Origin of the sequence: Candidatus Pseudomonas phytovorans (assembly GCA_029202525.1) — a bacterium.
Classification (GTDB): Bacteria; Pseudomonadota; Gammaproteobacteria; order Pseudomonadales; family Pseudomonadaceae; genus Aquipseudomonas; species Aquipseudomonas phytovorans.
Window position 1 is genome coordinate 2,875,702 of sequence record CP119325.1, and the last position, 19,893, is coordinate 2,895,594.

17 protein-coding genes, 1 tRNA gene and 2 pseudogenes are annotated in these 19,893 nt (G+C 55.0%); 15 read left to right on the plus strand and 5 right to left on the minus strand.

Going from position 1 to position 19,893, the window contains the following annotated elements:
* Positions 1 to 96 precede the first annotated feature (96 nt).
* Positions 97 to 399: a hypothetical protein gene (locus tag P0Y58_12855; GenBank protein WEK33031.1), complete on the minus strand. Its 303-nt coding sequence runs from the start codon at positions 397 to 399 to the stop codon at positions 97 to 99.
* A gap of 336 nt (positions 400 to 735) precedes the next feature.
* Here P0Y58_12855 and thrS point away from each other — a divergent pair, with 336 nt between their 5' ends.
* From thrS to P0Y58_12900, 9 genes are all read left to right on the plus strand, one after another.
* On the plus strand, positions 736 to 2,658 hold the full coding sequence (gene thrS, locus P0Y58_12860) for a threonine--tRNA ligase (protein WEK33032.1): 1,923 nt from the start codon (positions 736 to 738) through the stop codon (positions 2,656 to 2,658).
* Positions 2,658 to 3,209 (plus strand): translation initiation factor IF-3, encoded by a 552-nt coding sequence (infC, locus tag P0Y58_12865; GenBank protein ID WEK33033.1) that lies wholly within the window; start codon positions 2,658 to 2,660, stop codon positions 3,207 to 3,209. The genes thrS and infC overlap by 1 nt, the downstream gene beginning before the upstream one ends.
* 60 nt (positions 3,210 to 3,269) lie before the next feature.
* The gene (rpmI, locus tag P0Y58_12870) at positions 3,270 to 3,464 is read left to right on the plus strand and encodes a 50S ribosomal protein L35 (protein WEK33034.1); all 195 of its coding nucleotides are present in this window, start codon (positions 3,270 to 3,272) and stop codon (positions 3,462 to 3,464) included.
* Between the two features lie 27 nt (positions 3,465 to 3,491).
* Complete coding sequence (gene rplT, locus P0Y58_12875; protein ID WEK33035.1) at positions 3,492 to 3,848, plus strand: 50S ribosomal protein L20; 357 nt, start codon at positions 3,492 to 3,494, stop codon at positions 3,846 to 3,848.
* Positions 3,849 to 3,957: 109 nt separating this feature from the next.
* Positions 3,958 to 4,974 (plus strand): phenylalanine--tRNA ligase subunit alpha, encoded by a 1,017-nt coding sequence (pheS, locus tag P0Y58_12880; protein WEK33036.1) that lies wholly within the window; start codon positions 3,958 to 3,960, stop codon positions 4,972 to 4,974.
* 33 nt (positions 4,975 to 5,007) lie between these two features.
* The gene (gene pheT / locus P0Y58_12885) at positions 5,008 to 7,389 is read left to right on the plus strand and encodes a phenylalanine--tRNA ligase subunit beta (GenBank protein WEK33037.1); all 2,382 of its coding nucleotides are present in this window, start codon (positions 5,008 to 5,010) and stop codon (positions 7,387 to 7,389) included.
* A 4-nt stretch (positions 7,390 to 7,393) separates the two neighbouring features.
* On the plus strand, positions 7,394 to 7,696 hold the full coding sequence (ihfA, locus tag P0Y58_12890) for an integration host factor subunit alpha (GenBank protein WEK33038.1): 303 nt from the start codon (positions 7,394 to 7,396) through the stop codon (positions 7,694 to 7,696).
* Complete coding sequence (locus P0Y58_12895) at positions 7,677 to 8,033, plus strand: MerR family transcriptional regulator (GenBank protein WEK33039.1); 357 nt, start codon at positions 7,677 to 7,679, stop codon at positions 8,031 to 8,033. The genes ihfA and P0Y58_12895 overlap by 20 nt, the downstream gene beginning before the upstream one ends.
* Positions 8,034 to 8,149: 116 nt before the next feature.
* A tRNA-Pro gene (locus tag P0Y58_12900) sits at positions 8,150 to 8,226 on the plus strand.
* A gap of 20 nt (positions 8,227 to 8,246) precedes the next feature.
* On the opposite strand, the gene P0Y58_12905 is transcribed toward P0Y58_12900, so the two are convergent.
* Positions 8,247 to 8,531 (minus strand): hypothetical protein, encoded by a 285-nt coding sequence (locus P0Y58_12905; GenBank protein ID WEK33040.1) that lies wholly within the window; start codon positions 8,529 to 8,531, stop codon positions 8,247 to 8,249.
* A 74-nt stretch (positions 8,532 to 8,605) separates the two neighbouring features.
* On the opposite strand from P0Y58_12905, the gene P0Y58_12910 reads away from it, so the two are divergent.
* From P0Y58_12910 to P0Y58_12920, 3 genes and pseudogenes are all read left to right on the plus strand, one after another.
* On the plus strand, positions 8,606 to 9,985 hold the full coding sequence (locus P0Y58_12910) for a DNA cytosine methyltransferase (protein ID WEK33041.1): 1,380 nt from the start codon (positions 8,606 to 8,608) through the stop codon (positions 9,983 to 9,985).
* Positions 9,939 to 11,600 (plus strand): hypothetical protein, encoded by a 1,662-nt coding sequence (locus P0Y58_12915; protein WEK33042.1) that lies wholly within the window; start codon positions 9,939 to 9,941, stop codon positions 11,598 to 11,600. Before P0Y58_12910 ends, P0Y58_12915 begins: the two co-directional genes overlap by 47 nt.
* A gap of 436 nt (positions 11,601 to 12,036) precedes the next feature.
* A pseudogene (locus P0Y58_12920) lies at positions 12,037 to 12,396 on the plus strand (transposase).
* A 54-nt stretch (positions 12,397 to 12,450) separates the two neighbouring features.
* Here the strand turns inward: P0Y58_12920 and tnpB are convergent.
* A pseudogene (gene tnpB / locus P0Y58_12925) lies at positions 12,451 to 12,591 on the minus strand (IS66 family insertion sequence element accessory protein TnpB).
* 2,014 nt (positions 12,592 to 14,605) lie between these two features.
* On the opposite strand from tnpB, the gene P0Y58_12930 reads away from it, so the two are divergent.
* Positions 14,606 to 16,465 (plus strand): AAA family ATPase, encoded by a 1,860-nt coding sequence (locus tag P0Y58_12930; GenBank protein ID WEK33325.1) that lies wholly within the window; start codon positions 14,606 to 14,608, stop codon positions 16,463 to 16,465.
* Between the two features lie 5 nt (positions 16,466 to 16,470).
* Positions 16,471 to 17,808 (plus strand): McrC family protein, encoded by a 1,338-nt coding sequence (locus tag P0Y58_12935; protein WEK33043.1) that lies wholly within the window; start codon positions 16,471 to 16,473, stop codon positions 17,806 to 17,808.
* 145 nt (positions 17,809 to 17,953) lie between these two features.
* Here the strand turns inward: P0Y58_12935 and P0Y58_12940 are convergent, their stop codons facing one another.
* On the minus strand, positions 17,954 to 18,223 hold the full coding sequence (locus tag P0Y58_12940) for a DUF3077 domain-containing protein (protein ID WEK33044.1): 270 nt from the start codon (positions 18,221 to 18,223) through the stop codon (positions 17,954 to 17,956).
* Positions 18,224 to 18,384: 161 nt separating this feature from the next.
* Complete coding sequence (locus P0Y58_12945) at positions 18,385 to 18,627, minus strand: hypothetical protein (GenBank protein WEK33045.1); 243 nt, start codon at positions 18,625 to 18,627, stop codon at positions 18,385 to 18,387.
* A 267-nt stretch (positions 18,628 to 18,894) separates the two neighbouring features.
* Here P0Y58_12945 and P0Y58_12950 point away from each other — a divergent pair, with 267 nt between their 5' ends.
* Complete coding sequence (locus P0Y58_12950; GenBank protein WEK33046.1) at positions 18,895 to 19,824, plus strand: hypothetical protein; 930 nt, start codon at positions 18,895 to 18,897, stop codon at positions 19,822 to 19,824.
* Positions 19,825 to 19,893: the final 69 nt, after the last annotated feature.

Genomic DNA, 19,893 nt, shown 5'->3' on the forward strand with positions numbered 1-19,893 from the left:
CACATCATAGTCTAATTCTGCGGATGTAGCGCCTTTTACCTTCACTAGATGTTGATCTAGCGCAAATAAATTTTCGTCAACCCCGGCTTAAAGGCTTCAGCTATGGGGTGCGCAGGCCTGTTTGACCACGGTTTGGGCCTTGGCCATCAGCTTGGCATCCACCCCGTCCTTGCTGTCGAGGTCGGCAATTTCCGCGTCGGTAAAGTTTTTCTTGATGGCCTGGGCGCCGCACGAGCAGTGCTTGGTCGCCATTTCGGCGCTCACGCCCTGGCCTGTCGCGACTTCCCGGCACTGAGCCATGTAGCCCTGCTCCTTGCCTGGCGGGAAATCGCCTGCGTGGGCCGCCAGCGGCAGCAGGGCACTCATGGCACATACGGCCAGAAGGGACTGAAATCTCATAACCAGTTACTCCTTGGGTCAAGGTCTCATCAAGAGTAGGTTGCTTCCCAAGGTCTGAGCGGTATTTTTCCGCGATAGTTCACCCCTGCGGTGCAATTTCCAAATATTTCTGCCTGGGGTGCAACCCGCGTGCTAGCATGCTCGGCTTGTGGTCGCGCTGTGCCGGCCGCAGCTATCTTTTTCTTTCCAGTCACTCTGGTTCGTCCCTTGCAAGCCGAAAGGCTTCTGCCACTGTGAGGCAGGCTTCCTTATAAAGGGAGGCAGGTCGGATCTTGTACTGGCTCATCCCAACCCACGTGACCTTTGGTAGGGGTCACCACTAGGAGAGGAGGCGCCATGCCCACTATTACTCTTCCCGATGGCAGTCAACGTTCGTTTGATCACGCCGTATCCGTAGCCGACGTCGCCGCTTCCATCGGTGCCGGCCTGGCCAAGGCCACCGTCGCCGGCAAGGTCGACGGCAAACTGGTCGATGCTTGCGACCTGATCAGCCACGACGCCACCCTGCAGATCATCACCCCTAAAGATGAAGAGGGACTGGAGATCATCCGTCACTCGTGCGCCCACCTGGTCGGCCACGCCGTGAAGCAGCTGTACCCGACCGCCAAGATGGTGATCGGCCCGGTTATCGACGAAGGCTTCTATTACGACATCGCCTACGAGCGCCCCTTCACCCCTGAAGACATGGCTGCCATCGAAAAGCGCATGATGGAGCTGATCGAGAAAGACTACGACGTGGTCAAAAAGGTGACCCCGCGCGCCGAAGTCATCGACGTGTTCACGACCCGTGGCGAAGATTACAAACTGCGCCTGGTCGAAGACATGCCGGATGAGCAGGCCATGGGCCTGTACTACCACGAAGAATACGTCGACATGTGCCGTGGCCCGCACGTGCCGAACACCCGCTTCCTCAAGGCATTCAAGCTGACCAAGCTGTCCGGTGCCTACTGGCGCGGCGATGCCAAGAACGAGCAGCTGCAACGCGTGTACGGCACCGCATGGGCCGACAAGAAGCAGCTGGCCGCTTACATCCAGCGCATCGAAGAAGCCGAAAAACGCGACCACCGCAAAATCGGCAAGCAGCTCGACCTGTTCCACCTGCAGGAAGAAGCCCCGGGCATGGTGTTCTGGCACGCCAACGGCTGGACCGTGTACCAGGTGCTCGAGCAGTACATGCGCCAGGTTCAGCGCGCCAACGGCTACCTGGAAATCAAGACCCCGCAGGTTGTCGACCGTATTCTCTGGGAGCGTTCCGGCCACTGGTCCAACTACGCCGAGAACATGTTCACCACTTCGTCGGAAAGCCGTGACTACGCGGTAAAACCGATGAACTGCCCATGCCACGTGCAGGTGTTCAACCAAGGCCTGAAAAGCTACCGCGACCTGCCGCTGCGCCTGGCCGAGTTCGGTGCCTGCCACCGTAACGAGCCGTCCGGCGCCCTGCACGGCATCATGCGCGTGCGTGGCTTTGTACAGGACGACGCGCACATCTTCTGCACCGAAGAACAGGTGAAGAAAGAAGCCGCCGATTTCATCAAGCTGACCCTGGATGTGTACAAGGACTTCGGCTTCAGCGACATCGCCATGAAGCTGTCCACCCGTCCGGCCAAGCGTGTCGGTTCCGAAGAGCTGTGGGACCGTGCCGAAGCGGCGCTGGCCGACGCCCTGAACGAATCGGGCCTTGAGTGGGAATACCAGCCAGGCGAGGGCGCCTTCTACGGCCCGAAAATCGAGTTTACCCTGCGCGACTGCCTCGGCCGTAACTGGCAGTGTGGTACCCTGCAGTACGACCCGAACCTGCCAGAACGCCTGGATGCCAGCTACATCGCCGAAGATAACAGCCGTGTGCGCCCGGTCATGCTGCACCGCGCCATCCTTGGTTCGTTCGAGCGCTTCATCGGCATGCTGATCGAGCACTACGCTGGCGTGTTCCCGGCGTGGCTCGCTCCGACCCAAGCGGTGATCATGAATATCACCGACAAACAGGCCGATTTTGCCCTTGAGGTTGAAAAATCTCTGAACGGTAGCGGTTTCCGTGCCAAGTCGGACTTGAGAAATGAGAAGATCGGCTTTAAAATCCGCGAGCATACTTTGCTCAAGGTCCCGTACCTTTTGGTTATAGGGGATCGCGAAGTCGAAACGCAAACCGTTGCAGTGCGTACTCGTGAAGGCGCAGACCTGGGCTCCATGCCCGTCGCGCAATTCGCTGAGCTGCTGACACAGACGGTTTCCCGGCGTGGTCGCCAAGAATCGGAGTAATGACTATTAAGCGTGAAATGAGAAACGATAAGCGTGCTGTACCGAAGGCCCCGATCAACGAGAATATCTCGGCCCGCGAGGTTCGGTTAATTGGCGCAGACGGCGAGCAGGTTGGCATCGTCTCGATTGATGAAGCGCTGCGTATCGCTGATGAAGCGAAGCTGGATCTGGTAGAAATCTCTGCAGACGCGTTACCGCCTGTCTGCAAGGTCATGGACTACGGCAAGCACATCTTCGAAAAGAAGAAGCAGGCCAACGAAGCCAAGAAAAACCAGAAGATCATCCAGATCAAAGAAATCAAGTTTCGTCCAGGGACGGAGGATGGGGATTATCAGGTAAAACTACGCAACCTGATACGTTTCCTTAGTGATGGGGACAAGGCCAAGATCTCTCTGAGATTCCGTGGTCGTGAGATGGCCCACCAGGAGCTGGGCATGGAGCTGTTGAAGCGGGTTGAAAACGACCTGATTGAATACGGCACCGTTGAGCAGCATCCTAAGATGGAAGGACGCCAGCTTATGATGGTCATCGCCCCCAAGAAAAAGAAGTAATCTCCCGGGCACGGCAGGCCTGATGATTATGTGTAATTTTAACGAATGCGGAGTTCCAACATGCCAAAAATGAAAACCAAAAGCGGTGCTGCGAAGCGCTTCCTGAAGACAGCTTCGGGCTTCAAGCACAAGCACGCTTTCAAGAGCCACATCCTGACCAAAATGTCGACCAAGCGTAAGCGTCAACTGCGTGGTAGCAGCTTGCTGCACCCGTCCGACGTGGCGAAAGTCGCGCGCATGCTGCGCGTTCGTTAATTCTGGTTAAGATAGAGGAAGTTACTCATGGCTCGTGTTAAGCGCGGCGTTATCGCTCGTAAGCGTCACAAAAAAATTCTGAAACTGGCTAAAGGTTACTACGGTGCACGCTCGCGCGTATTCCGCGTAGCCAAGCAAGCGGTCATCAAGGCAGGCCAATACGCCTACCGCGACCGTCGCCAGAAGAAGCGTCAGTTCCGCGCACTGTGGATCGCTCGTATCAACGCCGGTGCCCGCGTTAACGGTCTGTCCTACAGCCGTTTCATCGCTGGTCTGAAAAAGGCTTCGATCGAAATCGACCGTAAGGTTCTGGCTGATCTGGCAGTGAACGAAAAAGCGGCGTTTGCTGCGATTGTCGAGAAAGCTAAAGCCGTTCTGGCTTAAGTACCCGCGACAATCACCCGGCGGCGCTAGCGCCGTCGGGCATTGAACGTCATCGATAGGGGAAGAGCCTTCAAAGCTCTTCCCCTATTTTCGTATCTGGAGTCTGTACATGGAAAACCTGGATGCGCTGGTCTCCCAAGCCCTAGAGGCCGTGGAACGCGCTGAAGACATCAATGCCCTGGAACAGATCCGGGTTAATTATCTCGGCAAGAAGGGCGAACTGACCCAGGTGATGAAGACCCTGGGCAACCTGCCAGCCGAAGAGCGGCCGAAAGTCGGCGCGCTGATCAACGACGCCAAAGAGCGCGTCACCGTTGTGCTCAATGCCCGCAAGGCCGCCTTTGAAGAAGCCGAGCTCAGCGCTCGCCTGGCTGCCGAATGCATTGACGTCACCCTGCCAGGCCGCGGCCAGGCCACCGGTGGCCTGCACCCGATCACCCGTACACTCGAGCGCATCGAGCAGTTCTTCACTCACATCGGCTACGGCATTGCCGAAGGCCCAGAGGTTGAAGACGACTACCACAACTTCGAAGCGCTCAACATCCCCGGCCACCACCCGGCCCGGGCGATGCACGACACCTTCTACTTCAATGCCAACATGCTGCTGCGTACCCACACCTCGCCGGTGCAGGTGCGGACCATGGAGTCGACTCAGCCGCCGATCCGCATTGTCTGCCCGGGCCGCGTTTATCGCTGCGACTCGGATATCACCCACTCGCCGATGTTCCACCAGGTCGAAGGCCTGCTGATCGATCGCGATATCAACTTCGCCGACCTCAAGGGCACCATCGAAGAATTCCTGCGCGTATTCTTCGAAAAAGAACTGGCGGTGCGTTTCCGTCCATCGTTCTTCCCCTTCACCGAGCCGTCCGCCGAAGTCGACATCCAGTGCGTGATGTGTTCCGGCAATGGCTGCCGCGTGTGCAAGCAAACCGGCTGGCTCGAAGTGATGGGCTGCGGCATGGTGCACCCGAGCGTGCTGCGCATGTCTGGCATCGACCCTGAAGAGTTCCAGGGCTTTGCTTTCGGCATGGGTGCCGAGCGCCTGGCCATGCTGCGCTATGGCGTCAACGATTTGCGTCTGTTCTTCGACAACGACCTGCGCTTCCTCGCGCAATTCCGCTAGGTCAATGCCCGACGCAACTTCTAGGAGAACAGCATGAAATTCAGTGAACAGTGGCTGCGCGGTTGGGTAAACCCGCAAGTCTCCCGTGACGAACTGGTCGCCCGCCTGTCCATGGCCGGCCTCGAAGTCGACAGCGTTACCCCCGCTGCCGGCCAGTTCAGCGGCATTGTCGTGGGCGAAATCCTCGCCACCGAACAACACCCGGACGCCGACAAGCTGCGCGTGTGCCAGGTAACCAACGGCCAGGAAACCTTCCAGGTCGTGTGCGGCGCGCCTAACGCCCGCCCAGGCATCAAGATTCCGTTCGCCATGATCGGCGCCGAGCTGTCTGGCGACTTCAAGATCAAAAAGGCCAAGCTGCGCGGCGTCGAATCCTTCGGCATGCTGTGTTCGGCAGCCGAGCTGGAAATCAGCGAAGAAAATGACGGCCTGCTGGAACTGGCTGTCGATGCCCCGGTTGGCGAGAACATTCGCACCTACCTGAGCCTGGACGACGCCAGCATCGAAATCGGCCTTACGCCGAACCGCGGTGACTGCCTGTCCATCGCCGGCCTGGCCCGCGACGTCAGCGCCCTGTACGACACCCCGGTCACCCGCCCGGTAGTGCCAGCCGTACAGCCAGCCCACGACGAAGTGCGCTCGGTCGAAGTCAGCGCCCCGGCTGCCTGCCCACGCTACCTGGGCCGCGTTATCCGTAACGTCGACCTGAGCAAGCCGACCCCGCTGTGGATGGTCGAGCGCCTGCGCCGCAGCGACGTGCGCAGCATCGACGCCGCCGTCGACATCACCAACTACGTGATGCTCGAGCTCGGCCAGCCGATGCACGCCTTCGACCTGGCAGAAATCAACGGCGGCATCCGCGTACGCATGGCCGAAGAGGGCGAAAAACTCGTCCTGCTCGACGGCCAGGAAGTTGCCCTGCGCGCCGACACCCTGGTGATCGCCGACCACACCCGCGCCCTGGCCATCGCCGGCGTCATGGGTGGCGAGCACAGCGGTGTAAACACCGAAAAAACCCGCGACCTGTTCCTGGAAAGCGCCTTCTTCGAGCCGATTTCCGTTGCCGGTAAAGCCCGTTCCTACGGCCTGCACACCGATGCCTCGCACCGCTACGAGCGCGGCGTCGATTCGCAGCTGGCCCGCGAAGCCATGGAACGCGCCACCCAGCTGCTGCTGGACATCGTCGGCGGCGAAGCCGGCCCGATCGTCGAAGCCGTCAGCGAACAGCACCTGCCGCAAGTGGCCCCGGTCACCCTGCGCGCCGAACGCATCACCCAGATGCTCGGCATGGAAATGGACCCAGCCCAGGTCGAGCAGCTGCTCAACGCCCTGGAACTGACCACGGCCAAAGGCGCGGAAGGGGAGTGGACCGTTACCGTTCCAAGCCACCGCTTCGACATCAGCCTGGAAGTGGACCTGATCGAAGAACTGGCCCGCCTGTACGGCTACAACAATCTGCCGGTTCGCTACCCGCAAGCCCGCCTGGCCCCACAGGGCAAGCCGGAAACCCGCGGTGACCTGCCGAACCTGCGCCGCCTGCTGGTTGCCCGCGGCTACCAGGAAGCCATCACCTACAGCTTCATCGACCCGAAACTGTTCGAACTGTTCAGCCCGGGCGTAGAGCCGCTGCTGCTGGCCAACCCCATCTCCAGCGACATGGCCGCCATGCGTGCCTCGCTGTGGCCGGGCCTGGTCAAAGCCCTGCAGCACAATCTGAACCGCCAGCAAGACCGCGTTCGCCTGTTCGAAAGCGGCCTGCGCTTCGTTGGCCAGCTGGGTGACCTGCAGCAGCAGCCAATGATCGCCGGCGTTATCACCGGCAGCCGCCTGCCAGAAGGCTGGGCCAACGGCCGCGACGGCGTCGACTTCTTCGACGTCAAAGCCGATGTGGAAGCCCTGCTGGGCTACTCCGGCGCCCTGAGCGACTTCACCTTCAGCGCCGGCAAACACCCAGCCCTGCACCCAGGCCAGACCGCCGCCATCGAGCGCGACGGCAAACTGGTCGGCTACCTCGGCGCCATCCACCCAGAGCTGGCCAAAGCCCTGGGCCTGGATCGCCCGGTGTTCCTGTTCGAGCTGGTATTGGGCGACGTGGTCGAAGGCCGCCTGCCGAAATTCAGCGAGCTGTCCAAGTTCCCGGAAACCCGTCGCGACCTGGCTTTGATTGCAGGACGTGATGTTGCTTCTAGCGCGGTGCTTGAATTAATTCGTGACAATGCAGGCGAATGGCTCACAGACCTCAGGCTGTTTGATGTCTACCAAGGTAAAGGCATTGATCCTGATAGAAAAAGCCTTGCCGTCGGCTTGACCTGGCAGCATCCATCGCGCACTCTTAACGACGATGAGGTGAACACTACCCTGCAAAACATCCTCACCTCGCTCGAACAAAGGTTGAACACCACGTTAAGGAAATAACGGCATGGGTGCTCTGACGAAAGCTGAGATGGCCGAAAGGCTGTACGAGGAGCTGGGGCTTAACAAGCGTGAGGCCAAGGAGCTGGTCGAGCTGTTTTTCGAAGAAATTCGGCACGCACTTGAAGAGAACGAGCAGGTCAAGCTGTCCGGTTTCGGCAACTTCGACCTTCGCGACAAACGCCAGCGGCCGGGCCGCAACCCCAAAACAGGGGAAGAGATCCCGATCACTGCACGGCGCGTCGTCACCTTTCGTCCAGGGCAGAAGTTGAAGGCCCGGGTTGAGGCCTATGCTGGAAGCAAGCCATAACGACGAACTGCCCCCCATACCGGGCAAACGCTACTTCACCATTGGTGAAGTGAGCGAGTTGTGTGCCGTTAAGCCACACGTGCTGCGGTATTGGGAGCAGGAGTTCGACCAGCTTAACCCTGTGAAGCGGCGGGGGAATCGGCGGTATTATCAGCGGCAAGACGTGCTGATGATTCGCCAGATTCGTGCGCTGCTGTATGAGCAGGGGTTCACCATTGGCGGGGCTCGGTTGCGGCTTTCCAGTGATGAGGCTAAGGATGAATCTAGCCAGTACAAGCAGCTGATTCGGCAGATGATTGTTGAGTTGGAGGATGTGCTGGTGGTGTTGAAGAAGTGAGCCTGGGTTTTTCTGATGAGTGGGAAATTTTTTGAGAAAAAGCTTCCATTTATCAGGGGGTTAGGGTAAATTCTTCAACGTTCTCGGCAACATTGAGAACATGCTTCAAGCCCAGTCGGGGCGTAGCGCAGCCCGGTAGCGCACTTGCATGGGGTGCAAGGGGTCGAGTGTTCGAATCACTCCGTCCCGACCATTATTTGAGAAAAACCACCATTAATTTGGTGGTTTTTTTTTGCTCTCGATAATAGAGTCGGGCGATTGTTGTTCTTCGGGTTCGCTTGCTAATTTAAAAGTCTTCGTCTTGCCGGCGGTAAATATCATCACGTCCCCGCTGTTGGCCAGGTGTTGAAGACTGCAGAGCACCTGGGTTTTGGTAAGCTTAGATTTATTTATCAGCTCAGTTAGCTTGTATTCTCGACCATTAGCCAGGATATGTCGCACTTTGACGATATCCTCTGACCTGGGTGGGAGTAGGTTGAAATGGTCAATCTTAATCATCTTGCTTCCAATGATTTACAGTTGGTGCTATATTACCATGTTTATTCAGTGGCGTTAGCGGCGGTCTAGTGAAAATGAGTGGCGTAAATTTTGAGCCTTCAGTTGTAAGTCTTTTTGCTGGATGCGGTGGTTTGGACATCGGCTTTAAAGAGCTAGGTTTCGATCTTATCTACGCTTGTGATAATGATCCTGCTGCTATCGCTACATATAAAGCTAATATCGATGAGCGGGCATATGTTAGAGATGTAAGGAGCGCCGAATTTCATAGTGATATGGAGTCATTGGGTTCTTGCGATGTGGTGCTCGGAGGTTTTCCATGTCAAGGCTTTTCTAAAGCTGGGCCTAAGCGCCAGAGTGATGACAGAAATCTTCTTTACTTGGAAATGAAGTCTGCGGTAGAAAAATTGAGGCCTAAGATTTTCCTGGCTGAAAATGTAGATGGGTTGTCTCAAAATTTTAAAGGTTCATTCTTGCAAACAATTGTGAATGAATTTAAAGCCGTTGGTTATGACGTCATCTACAAGTTATTCGATTCAGCAGCGTTTGGGGTGTCGCAGCATAGGCGCAGAATTTATTTTATCGGTGTCAGAGAAGATTTAGCAAGTGATTCATTTGTATGGCCGAAACCTACTAATGACGTAAAAAGCAGAAACGGTGAGTCGGCCATCTCCATGGATGCAGACTTATTTTCAGGAGGGCAGGGTAAGCTAGCTCCCGTCAAAACTATTTCTGATGCTATGTCCGACCTTGAGATGCTAGACGATTCAGTTGATGGACATAAGATAGCCAATAACTGGAAGCCAGATCTCCAGCTTATTTTTTCGAAGATAGGACCGGGCCAGAAGCTTTGCAATGTCAGGCATTCAGATACCTCTGTGTATACTTGGCGCATACCTGATTACTTTGGTCCAGTGACTGAGAACGAAGTTAAGGTTCTTGAGGCCATAAGTAAAAATAGACGGCATAAAAAATATGGCACTATACCAAACGGAAATCCACTGCCGCTAGATGTGATTTCACACTTCTCAGGTGTCACTGAAGTTTATTCATGCGTCCGTAGCTTGCTAGAGAAAAACTACCTGAAAGAGATCTCTGGGAAGTTTGATCTCAAAGGAGCGATGTTCTGCTCAGGACTATACAAGCGACCGCTCTGGCATGCGCCCTCACCTACGGTATTGACTAATTTCCACAATCCGCGATATTTCTTGCATCCAAAATCTGATAGGCCTTTTTCTTTGAGAGAATGCGCTAGATTGCAAGGGTTTCCGGATGATTTCAAATTTGAGTTTTCTCAGGACACAATTAGTCTCGTAGACGGGTATCGTTTGGTAGGGAATGCAGTGTCGCCTCCCGTAGGGCGGGTTTTTGCGCAATCTATACACAGTTTTTTACTCAAGGAAGCGAATTTTGAAACTGCCAGCTGTCAGTCTAAGTCTCGAAGAAAAAGTTGCTGAGTTTGACTCTTGGATCACTGCGTCAATTCAGCAGGTAACAAAAACTGACACCTATAGGCAAGAGCTTTCGAAGGTGTCCATTTTGCTCGAGTCGCTAGGCGCGGCAACGAATAGTTTCAATAGTCCTGAAGACTGTAATGCTGAAAAAATGGCGGTATATTGCGTGGCTGAAATCGAAAATATTATTTCGAAACAGTCAACAATTCACGATGCTCTAGTTGAGGCAAATGGTTTAGTTGACTCGCTAGTGTCTATGCTTTTTTTGGTTACGGGAAAGTCGGATAATAATAATAAATGTCAATTCCCTGTTTGGCTTAATACAGTCGAAGGCAAATCATCATTTCCCGTAGTTCGGTCTAGGCTTAACGGCAAAGTGCGATTTGAAAGCCAGGACCTTGGTCGTGTCATAAAGCAAGAAAGAATATGTAAGCTGATTTCAGATGCGTTGGTATTAGCCAGTGGTTATTCAGGGCCTATTGACTTGGAAGCTGAGGCGACATGGTTGTTGAAATGCTATATTAATAGCATTTTGGATTCTGAGGATTCCGTTGAGCAGCTTTGGGTGCTAGGTTATAGTTTCTTCAAGCTCCGGAGTGAAAATCCTGGTTTCGAGAAAAAGTTACTGTCGCCGATTGTAGCATTCAAAGTGCGCGGTTCCGTTGCCGCTCAGAGTGGGCACCTCCCTGAAAAAATTCTTCGTCGTTGCATGTCTATGTGGGGACTGAAGGCCGGCGTCGACTACAATTTAGATGATGTTGTAATTGATGCTGGAGGTGTTCAGTCTGAAGTCCTTAAATCAGCAGCAACAGGCCTTGGTGAGGTAAGCGTTGGATTACAGGTCGTAGATGATTTGAAAGGTGATCCTACAAAAACTCGGGCATATGATTTCGTACTTCCCTACAATACGCCTGGATGGTGTCAAAGTGTATTCATTCAGGCGCAATTTTATGCTGGAGATTCAGGGAGTGTCTCGCATAAAGTTGTAGATCAGACTCGGTCTTCGAGAGTTTTAACGAGAGCTAAGTTTCCTAAAGCACTATTTGTGGAGTACTTGGATGGTGCCGGCTATTATTCGAGCTTGTTTCGAGACTTGAAGCATATGCTGGAGATGCCTTCGACTTTTGACTTCTTTCAAGTGAGAACGGTGCATACCAAACTGCGCCGGGTTCTTCAGGCATGCGGCTTTCTGACGCCGCTTGATTTTTCACATGCTTTGATGCGTGCGGGCTACTCTTATGATAATGCTCGCACTATCCTCCTGGATGAAGGATATGCTGAGGATGAAATCACGCGTTGCTTTACGCATTGTTTAGGCGAAGTGTTGTTTGCTGTCAAAAACAGCTTGATTGTGATTGAGCCCAGATTGCTGGTCAATTCTCGCAGAATTTTGTTGTTGGATTTGGTTTTGATTGAGGGCGTTTGTACACCACCTAAAGTTGGTGAGTTAAATATTTTTGCACCTGGAGGTAAAGCGAATACTCATATCTCGTTAGTTTCGGTTGCAAAGTTCTATGAGGGAGTAGTAGGTGACTCAACTAGTGCTGTGAAAAGATTTACTCAGGACCTAAGCTGGCTAAGTTCAAAGTCTCTTGTTAGGGTGAGTGCGGGGCGATAAATTTATGGTTGCTCCGCATTTAGGATGGCTGAAATTATAAAATACGCTCGATATCCATCCTATATTTTTGCCGATTTCGATTTTCAATGGCCTTTTTTATTGGTGCGACGTAAACCAATGCAGTGGTGGAATTATGGTTGATTGGTGATTCAAGAACTCTTGATTCGCTATCATTGTCCGTTGATATATAGAGCATGAATTGGATCTGTATTCTGCGATCGGCTCGCCATTACGCCCAGGGCGCTGAGCGTGTCCTCGGTGCCGCCTCCGCCCTGCAGCTAGAAGTACACGATAGAGCGTTGACTCAGAGCCTACGTAGATCTGCTTATCGATAAGCGCGCCATGAACCCCGCATTCGAAACGGGCCGATGCTGTGCTCCGATTTTTCAGGAGCCCGTTTACCATGATGCGACCCGGTACAGACAGGGGGGAGCGGCCTGATCGGGCAGTGATCCTTTTCAAGTACGCACCCAGCCTGGCTCAGGATGTGCCGAAGCGCCTACTTGATCGCTACCGCGGCTATCAAATGACGGACGATTACTCCGGCTATAATGGGGTGGGTGCGCGAGCAGGTGTTGAACGTTTGGGCTGCTGGGCGCATGTGCGGCGCAAGTTCCTTGAAGCGCAGAGTGTGCAGCCCAAAGGCAAGACGGGGCGTACGGATGTCGCGTTAAAAATGATCGGTAAGCTCTATGGCATCGAAACTGCCTACCGGCAAAAAAGCGATGATGTTCGTAAAAGAGCCCGGCAGGATATGAGTGTCCATGTCATGGGGCAGCTCAAGGCCTGGATGGAGACAGAAGCCGTTACGCTCCCAATAGAGGATCTTCACGCGGTTGCGTGGCTTGTTGAGGAACACGAAAAGCACCGGATCGAATAAGGCCACCTTGATATCGAGTTCCACCAAAGCGGCCAGTCCATCGATGGATTTTCGGAAGTCGGCAGGCTTGGGATAGAGGTAAACCTTTTCGACTTTGGCGTCGGGTCGCATCATGGTGAACGGGCTCCTGAAAAATCGGAGCACAGCATCGGCCATCAACAAGCCGCTTTGAATGTTGGGTTCATGGCGCGCTTAGGGAAGACAGCGTCTTGTTCCCCGTTAGAGATTTGTGTCACCTGAACATCTCAAAGCAGGTGACGCAACGTGACACCCACCCCAGGCACTTCACGGTGACAGGTCTTCAGTATCTCGGGCTCTGGGCGCCTGGCCAGTCTTTATGGCTGTCCCTTGGGTCGTAACTGCGCCAGTTCGGCGGGCTGGGGACGACCGCGGGCGAAAATCTTTTCCTTTACCTGCAGCAGCGTACGGTGCAGCTGACCATCGCTTCGGACTCCGGCCCTTTCGGTGTGGTTCTGCAGTTTCGATCCAGCATCAGCGGCTTGATTCTCGGGGATTGCGGCAACAGCATCAGCGGTTCACCCGACAGTGCATTTTCGCAGATTGCTCGCCCCGGGACCTTTTCCGTCGGTGGCACTTTTTTATTTCCGTTGAGGCTACCTGTTGACCGTGGTGCCGAGCACCTTGACCAACTTTTTGTTGGGCGCCATGGACGCGCGAGCGTCCGGGCACCTGGCGCTATGGCTACAACATTGGCGGCGCGTCCATGTGGTCCGCTCCCGGGGGCACCGTGGCCAGCGCGGTTCCGGAGGGTGATGTGCTAGCGGGGGAATGGTCACTGGTCAAATCGCGATCCAAGCGGAGCTCTTGCGTTGCGAGTGACAAGCAGAACGGCTGCTTGGACTTTTAGGATCGCGATGTAGCTTGATCTCCTGTAGGAAAACGCTGAAAGTTGTTGCGGAATTTCCCGCAAGGACGCGCAGCCAGTGCCTCCTTGGTCAAGAAAAAAGGATGTGTACGTGTATTACCCGACTTTACCTGATCAAAGCATGCAGACCTTCGAAGCTACGCAGGATCAGTTGTTGGAAAAGCGCCGTCCGTTGATCCAGGGCATATTGCACGGCGCCTCTGAGGTTCAAGTGGCGGAGTTTGGCCGGCTGCTGAGGACTCATGCATGAATGAGCCCATCGAAGAGCGTCAGGCACTCTGGGAAAGCTTTTTACATCGCTGGCCGCTGGAAGCGCTGGAGAATATGAGGCTGGTGCAATACAGCCATTCGGGTGATCAGGACTGCTTCGTTTACTGGGTCGAAATATTGACTGAGTCGCTGGGTTCGATATGGGGCGGTTCTGCGTTTAAGTTCGGTGTCTACTCGCGACGTGACGAAACCGAAAAGGTCAGTGATAGCGAGCGATCCTATTCGACTAATTACGCGTGGTACAGCCAGTACGGGGCTACGGCCGACGAGGCTTTTGCTCAGGTACTTGGCCAGATCATGCTTATCGCCAACGCGGCTCGAGCCGGTGATCTGGACGCGGTGGAGCAGGCTCGATTGGGGCCAGCACTAAAATGGAAATTGGCTTTTTTGTACCAGCGCCCCGAGCAGCCATGCGTGCTGCCCATTTATGGTTTGCGGGTTCTGCGTGCTGCCACAAACCAGCCTAGTGCACTTTCTGCACCAGCATTACAGCGACAGCTGCTCGATGGGCGTGGCGATCAAAACATGTTTGCTTATGCCGACACCTGCTGGGCTACCGCTAAGTCTTGGCTGCAGCAGCAGGCAGTGGGCGAGCAGGCGCTGGCCTATTTCAACGAACAGCCTGAGCGTTTTGTTCCCATTAATACGACGCAGAAGGTCGCGGGTTATCGGCTGATCAATGGGCGGCAATTGGCGCTGATCCGAGAAGGAAAGAAGCTGACCCTGTTTGTGGCTCCAGGCGCTTGGCTGAACACAATGGTCGAGCCGCCGTTAAGTCGTGATGACTACCTCCCTGATCGGAGCCGCAATAGTAACTTGCGCTCATGTGCTCCTGAACTGGCCAATGGTCGTGAGGCTGTGTGCATCACCTTAAGTGGAGTCGAGGCCCTGGAAGCGCTGTGCAGCGCCTATGAGGGGACGGAGCTCGATGATGACGTCCATCCTGTGACCTTTAAAGGACCTGCTGTTATGCCCAGTGTGCCACTCAATCAGATCCTGTTTGGGCCTCCGGGTACCGGTAAAACTTACGCCACTATCGAGGCTGCGCTAGAGGTATTGGACGCCGCATTTCTGCAGTCTTGGAAAGCTGATCGTGCTTCGCTAAAGGCTCGCTTCGATGAGTTAGTAAAAGATGGGCGAATCCGTTTCGTAACATTCCACCAGAGCTTTAGCTATGAGGATTTCGTAGAGGGATTGCGTGCCGAGAGCGACGAGTCCAGTGGACAGCTCCGCTATGAAGTCGTGGATGGTGTTTTCAAAAGCTTGTGCGAAGTGGCGGCTGTCAAAGTCCTCCAACAAACTGAGGCACCGCTAGAGCTGGGCAGCCGTCGGATCTGGAAGATGTCATTGGGCAATACGCTTGGCAGAGATGCCAGCATCTATGAAGAATGCTTGCGGGGGGGCTATGTCCTGCTGGGATACGGTGGGGCAATCAACTTCGGCGGTTGTAAGAGCCGTAGCGATGTGCAGCAGCGCTTTGCTGATGAAGGTGTTCCGCTGGACGGGGCTATGGATTACAGCCTGACCAGTGTTACTGCCTTCGTGACCAAGATGAAGCCGGGTGACTTGTTGGTGGTCAGCGATGGGAATTTCAAGTTCCGGGCCATTGGTGAAATCACGGGTGACTACAGCTTCAAGGCTCACCCTGAGTATGAGGCAGACTACTCGCAAATGCGGCCAGTGAAGTGGTTGCGTCAGTACAGGCCATCACTACCACATATCGAACTGCTCAATAATCAGTTCACTCAGACGACGCTATATGAATTATGTAGCCCGACGCTGAGTCAGGAAAAATTGCAGGCGCTGTTGGGAGCTCAAAGCGTAGCGGGCGTAGGGACTGCTGCGGGCTTCAGCACGGGGCAGGTTTTTAGCCGGGGCTACCAAGTTATTTACGCCAGTGCTGATTTGCTGGAGCTCCAGAAGCCCAATGGCAATTTTTTGGGCTTGTCAATCCGTCTGTTGAATACATTGGCCGACGCTGTACGGTCTGGTCAGATTACCCTGCAAGACATTCGTGACAAAGAGGCGATTAAGAAGCTTCCGGGATTGAGTCTCGAGCCCATCATGGTCAACGGCTACAACAACATATTGGCGCCGCTGATAGAGCATATGCTAAGCCAGGCGGTGCCGGCGGCGGATAGTGGGCCTGGCAGTGATGCTCGCGTTCTGATCATCGACGAGATCAATCGGGGCAACGTCTCGCGTATCTTCGGCGAGCTGATCACTCTAATCGAGCCATCCAAGCGGGCGGGCGCCGATGAAGCGTTGTCAGCGGTGCTGCCGTATTCCAAGCAGCGGTTCAGCGTTCCAAAAAATGTTTACTTGATCGGCACCATGAACACTGCTGACCGCTCGTTGGCGGGTGTTGATATCGCTTTGCGCAGGCGCTTTACCTTCCGAGAGATGCCGCCTCGGCCAGATCTCCTGGATAAAGTTGAAGTGGAAGGCGTGCCGATCGGCGAACTGCTGCGTGTGATGAACCAGCGCATCGAGGTGCTGCTTGATCGCGATCACTGTCTTGGGCATGCCTACTTTATGCCGCTGCAGGCCGAGCCAAGTCTCGATCGATTGAAGTTGATATTCCGCAATCAGATACTGCCGTTGTTGCAGGAGTACTTCTTCGAAGATTGGGAACGTATCGGCTGGGTGTTGAATGATCACCATGCTAAGGCCAATGGCACTGATCCCTTCATACAGCGACCGCTTACCGAGCAGGGGCTTTTGACCCTATTTGGTAGTGAGGTAGCTGGCAAGCTAAACGATCAACGCTGGGAGCTAAATAACGATGCATTTGGCTCGCTTTCCAGCTACCGCAACATCTTGGGCTAACCAACGTGAACCGCGCGCTGATTACCGTTCGTGAATATGCACGTCTGACCACTGAGGCAGTGACGCCTTCATTGGATTTGGCTCAAGTGTCCTCTAGCGCCTTTGATTGGTTGTGTGAGCTCAGTGCCAGTTTCAGTCGCAACGGTGCGACCCTGCTACAGGTGGAGGGGCGCCGCTCGCTCAAGTGGGACAGCTATGTAGGGGTGTTGGAAGCACCCTGCGGCACTCGGCTGGAAATTTTGCCCAAGCACTTCGAGCGCGGCGATTGTGTGCTTCAAAGCCGTCAGTTGCTGCGCAAGCTGATTCAAAGCGCTTTATCACTCAAACCCCGCGAAGCCTCTGTGACCAGTTTGGAGTTATTCGATGCTCCCCTGAGCGAGTGGGTGATGGGTGAGTTTCTCCGAGAACTAGATCTGTTGGTCAAACGCGGCGTGCGTTTCGACTATCAACGCATCGAAGAGGAACAGCGTTTTCTGCGGGGGCAGATGAATGTAGTGGCACAGATGCGCCAGCCCTTGGGGCGACAACATCATTTTCAGATTCGTCACGATCTGTTCCTACCAGATCGCGCTGAAAATCGACTGCTCAAAATGGCGTTGGAGCAGGTGGCCAAGACCACACAGGATGCGAGCAAATGGCGCCTAGCCAACGAGCTGCGTTCCATGCTTGTTGAGATACCCAGCAGTAAGCAGGTCCAAGCAGATTTTCGTGCCTGGAGTCGAGACCGCGTTTTGGCGCATTACCAGCCGATCAAACTCTGGTGCGAGCTGATCCTTAACCAGCAGATGCCAATCGCCGTGAGCGGCGAATGGCAAGGTATGAGTCTGCTATTTCCAATGGAAAAGCTATTTGAGCGATATGTGGCAGGGTGGCTGCAACGGAATATGCTGACTGGCGCCAAGGTGATCCCACAAGCCTCAAGGCATTCTCTTTGCGTACACGAAGGGAAACCTATCTTCCGCTTAGAGCCGGACCTGTTGGTGCGGCACGGCGGTGAGGAATGGGTAGTGGATACCAAATGGAAGCGCCTGAATGGGGCAGATCGCGCAAACAAATATGGATTGAGCCAAAGCGATTTCTATCAGCTGTATGCCTATGGGCAGAAGTACCTGAGAGGGCAGGGGGAGATGGTGCTGATTTACCCGTCTTGGGCCGACTTCAAGCAGCCGTTGGCACCGTTTGACTTCGGTGAATTAAGACTGCATGCGCTTCCATTCGATTTGGATGAGGAACGATTGATCGGGGCTGAGTTCACCAGCTTGCCTTTGCTACCTGCTACAGAAATCACCAAGAGTATTCGCCAAGTGAGACAAAGCTTGGCCATGGCTGAGGACGTTCAATGATCGCAGGTCAACTTGAACTGGCGTCCCAGGCTGGCTCAGAGAGGCTTGCCAACTTCCTGATGCTTGGACTGGTCGGGCCGCTATGCGGCCCATCGCGGATGAATCCGCTCCAGGGTGGGACGTTGGGCCGGGAGGATGAGAGTAGTCAAGGACCTTTTATCATGCCCAGTTCGGCATCGTCGAGCAGGGCCTTGGCCAAAGCGCAGATGTAGTGCGAGGCCCAGATCAGCTGCGGCTTGTCTTCCATCAAACCGTCCAAGGTCATATCCCGCGCGTAACCCATCAGCTCCGAGGCTTGCTCACGGGCGCTCTGGCAAGGGATGCCGGGTTCGATTCGGAACAGCGGATGGGTCTGGTTTTCACCTTGGTAGAAGGTGGTTTTGCCGACGGTGAATTTGGTTTCTTCTGTAGACATTGTTCAATCTCCCCGAAATCTCGAGAACCTGGGTCAACGCCATCGCCAGCAATCCCCCACAGTGGCTCACAAGCGCTGAGGCCTGTGATGTAGGTCAGTTCACTGTCGGGGCCTGGCTTGCCGGTTATGGGCCGTGCCCAGGCCACGCAACCAGTTAAGCGTCAGTGCGAAGTCGCGGCTTCAGTGGGTGTCTGTAGCTGAACCAGCGCGGACTCAAGCAATGCTCGCAGCGTCTCCAGTTCGTGCATCGAGGTCATCATCAGAATCGACGCTGGTGACTTGGGCTGCAGCAGCATTGCCTGATGCACGACGGTCGCTGCGCACAGCGCGTAATCCGTGGCTTCGATCAGCGTGTCTTCAAGGCAGAGAGATTTGTGAGGTGGATCTGGAACGATCTTTAGCATGCTGTAACTCCAACGTCGAAAAGTGGAGCTACCTCAACCTTGCTGTCAAACAAGAGGGTGGCAGCTGTACGCGGGTTGACAGACCGAGACGTTGGCACTCGGCGCACCAGAGGGTGCCCGCACGTACAGCCACCATAAAAGTGTGCACATGAGGACAACGTCAGCGGTCTGTCAAAACCGGTCGCTGAATTGGCAGCGACCAGCCGAGACTAGAACCCACGTTGACCATGTGCAACGGAAATCAGGTGCAGGGAGTATCTTTGGGAAATGCCCTACAAGGAAGTTCTTTTTTCTGATTCTTCCCCCGCGTTTGCCGTCGAATTCTGCATCGTTCGCCGCTCGGCCAATCCTTCAAACCTCTCAAAAAGCGAACCACCCACCCATCCCTGTATCCAGCCATGTCCCGATGATGTCAAACGGTCACCATGGACTTCCGCCCCCCAGCTCCCGAAACTCCCCCAATCGCATCCAGACCAAGGCAGGTTCAACCTCAAGCGCGCCATCTCTCTCCTGCTGTTGCTGGCCACAGCCTCACTAACCGCCTGTATCCCCTGGAAACGCGAACGCGCCGCCTACGCGGACCTCTGCGAATCCGAGTTCCAGTTCAATGTGCCAGGCCCGCAGGGCGAAACCACCCTCTACCTGGAAACCTACCTCTACGACCACGCGGCTCAATGGGGTGAAAAGCGCTACGAGCAAGGCCTGCACGTGCAGTACCCGGGCGAGCAGTACCCGCGACCGGAATTCTTCGTGCAGTTGATCGCCTACAACAAGGACCGCCAGCGCCCATCGACGGCCTCCAAACGTGGCGAGCCGCCGATCCCGGTGCTGTACGACAGCCACCAGGCCTACATCACCTTCGAAGACGGCTCGCGCCGGAATGCGCGGCCTGAGGTGTATGTGGGCCTCAACGACATCTACGACTATCCGTCTGTGACTGAGCGGGCTGCCAGGCCATCGCCGTACGACATCAACAGCGACGAAGTGCACCGGATGATTCCCAAGCTCACCAACAACAAGCGCTATGGCTCGGCGTATGTGATCTTCCAGACGGACAAGCTGAATGCCGATTCCAAATGGGCGATCAACCTGGGTAGCCTGCAGGTTCAGGGGCGAAAGGTGGAAATTCCGCCCCTGCAGCTGTGTTATCACCCGGTGAAGAAATGGATTGGCATCGAGCCGCTGATGAAGCCCTGATAACAGCGGTTGAAGGCGGCCCGAGCTTTCTTCATGAGCATGCGCGCTCAACTGTACATTCAGGTGAGC

Excerpts from the sequence above, each read along its gene's own strand:
- ihfA (WEK33038.1), top strand. The coding sequence starts at position 7,394 with ATGGGTGCTCTGACGAAAGCTGAGATGGCCGAAAGGCTGTACGAGGAG.
- P0Y58_12895 (WEK33039.1), top strand. The coding sequence starts at position 7,677 with ATGCTGGAAGCAAGCCATAACGACGAACTGCCCCCCATACCGGGCAAA.
- pheS (WEK33036.1), top strand. The coding sequence starts at position 3,958 with ATGGAAAACCTGGATGCGCTGGTCTCCCAAGCCCTAGAGGCCGTGGAA.
- rpmI (WEK33034.1), top strand. The coding sequence starts at position 3,270 with ATGCCAAAAATGAAAACCAAAAGCGGTGCTGCGAAGCGCTTCCTGAAG.
- P0Y58_12950 (WEK33046.1), top strand. The coding sequence starts at position 18,895 with ATGCCCTACAAGGAAGTTCTTTTTTCTGATTCTTCCCCCGCGTTTGCC.
- P0Y58_12940 (WEK33044.1), bottom strand. The coding sequence starts at position 18,223 with ATGTCTACAGAAGAAACCAAATTCACCGTCGGCAAAACCACCTTCTAC.
- infC (WEK33033.1), top strand. The coding sequence starts at position 2,658 with ATGACTATTAAGCGTGAAATGAGAAACGATAAGCGTGCTGTACCGAAG.
- P0Y58_12945 (WEK33045.1), bottom strand. The coding sequence starts at position 18,627 with ATGCTAAAGATCGTTCCAGATCCACCTCACAAATCTCTCTGCCTTGAA.
- rplT (WEK33035.1), top strand. The coding sequence starts at position 3,492 with ATGGCTCGTGTTAAGCGCGGCGTTATCGCTCGTAAGCGTCACAAAAAA.
- P0Y58_12910 (WEK33041.1), top strand. The coding sequence starts at position 8,606 with ATGAGTGGCGTAAATTTTGAGCCTTCAGTTGTAAGTCTTTTTGCTGGA.
- pheT (WEK33037.1), top strand. The coding sequence starts at position 5,008 with ATGAAATTCAGTGAACAGTGGCTGCGCGGTTGGGTAAACCCGCAAGTC.
- P0Y58_12930 (WEK33325.1), top strand. The coding sequence starts at position 14,606 with ATGCCCAGTGTGCCACTCAATCAGATCCTGTTTGGGCCTCCGGGTACC.
- thrS (WEK33032.1), top strand. The coding sequence starts at position 736 with ATGCCCACTATTACTCTTCCCGATGGCAGTCAACGTTCGTTTGATCAC.
- P0Y58_12855 (WEK33031.1), bottom strand. The coding sequence starts at position 399 with ATGAGATTTCAGTCCCTTCTGGCCGTATGTGCCATGAGTGCCCTGCTG.
- P0Y58_12905 (WEK33040.1), bottom strand. The coding sequence starts at position 8,531 with ATGATTAAGATTGACCATTTCAACCTACTCCCACCCAGGTCAGAGGAT.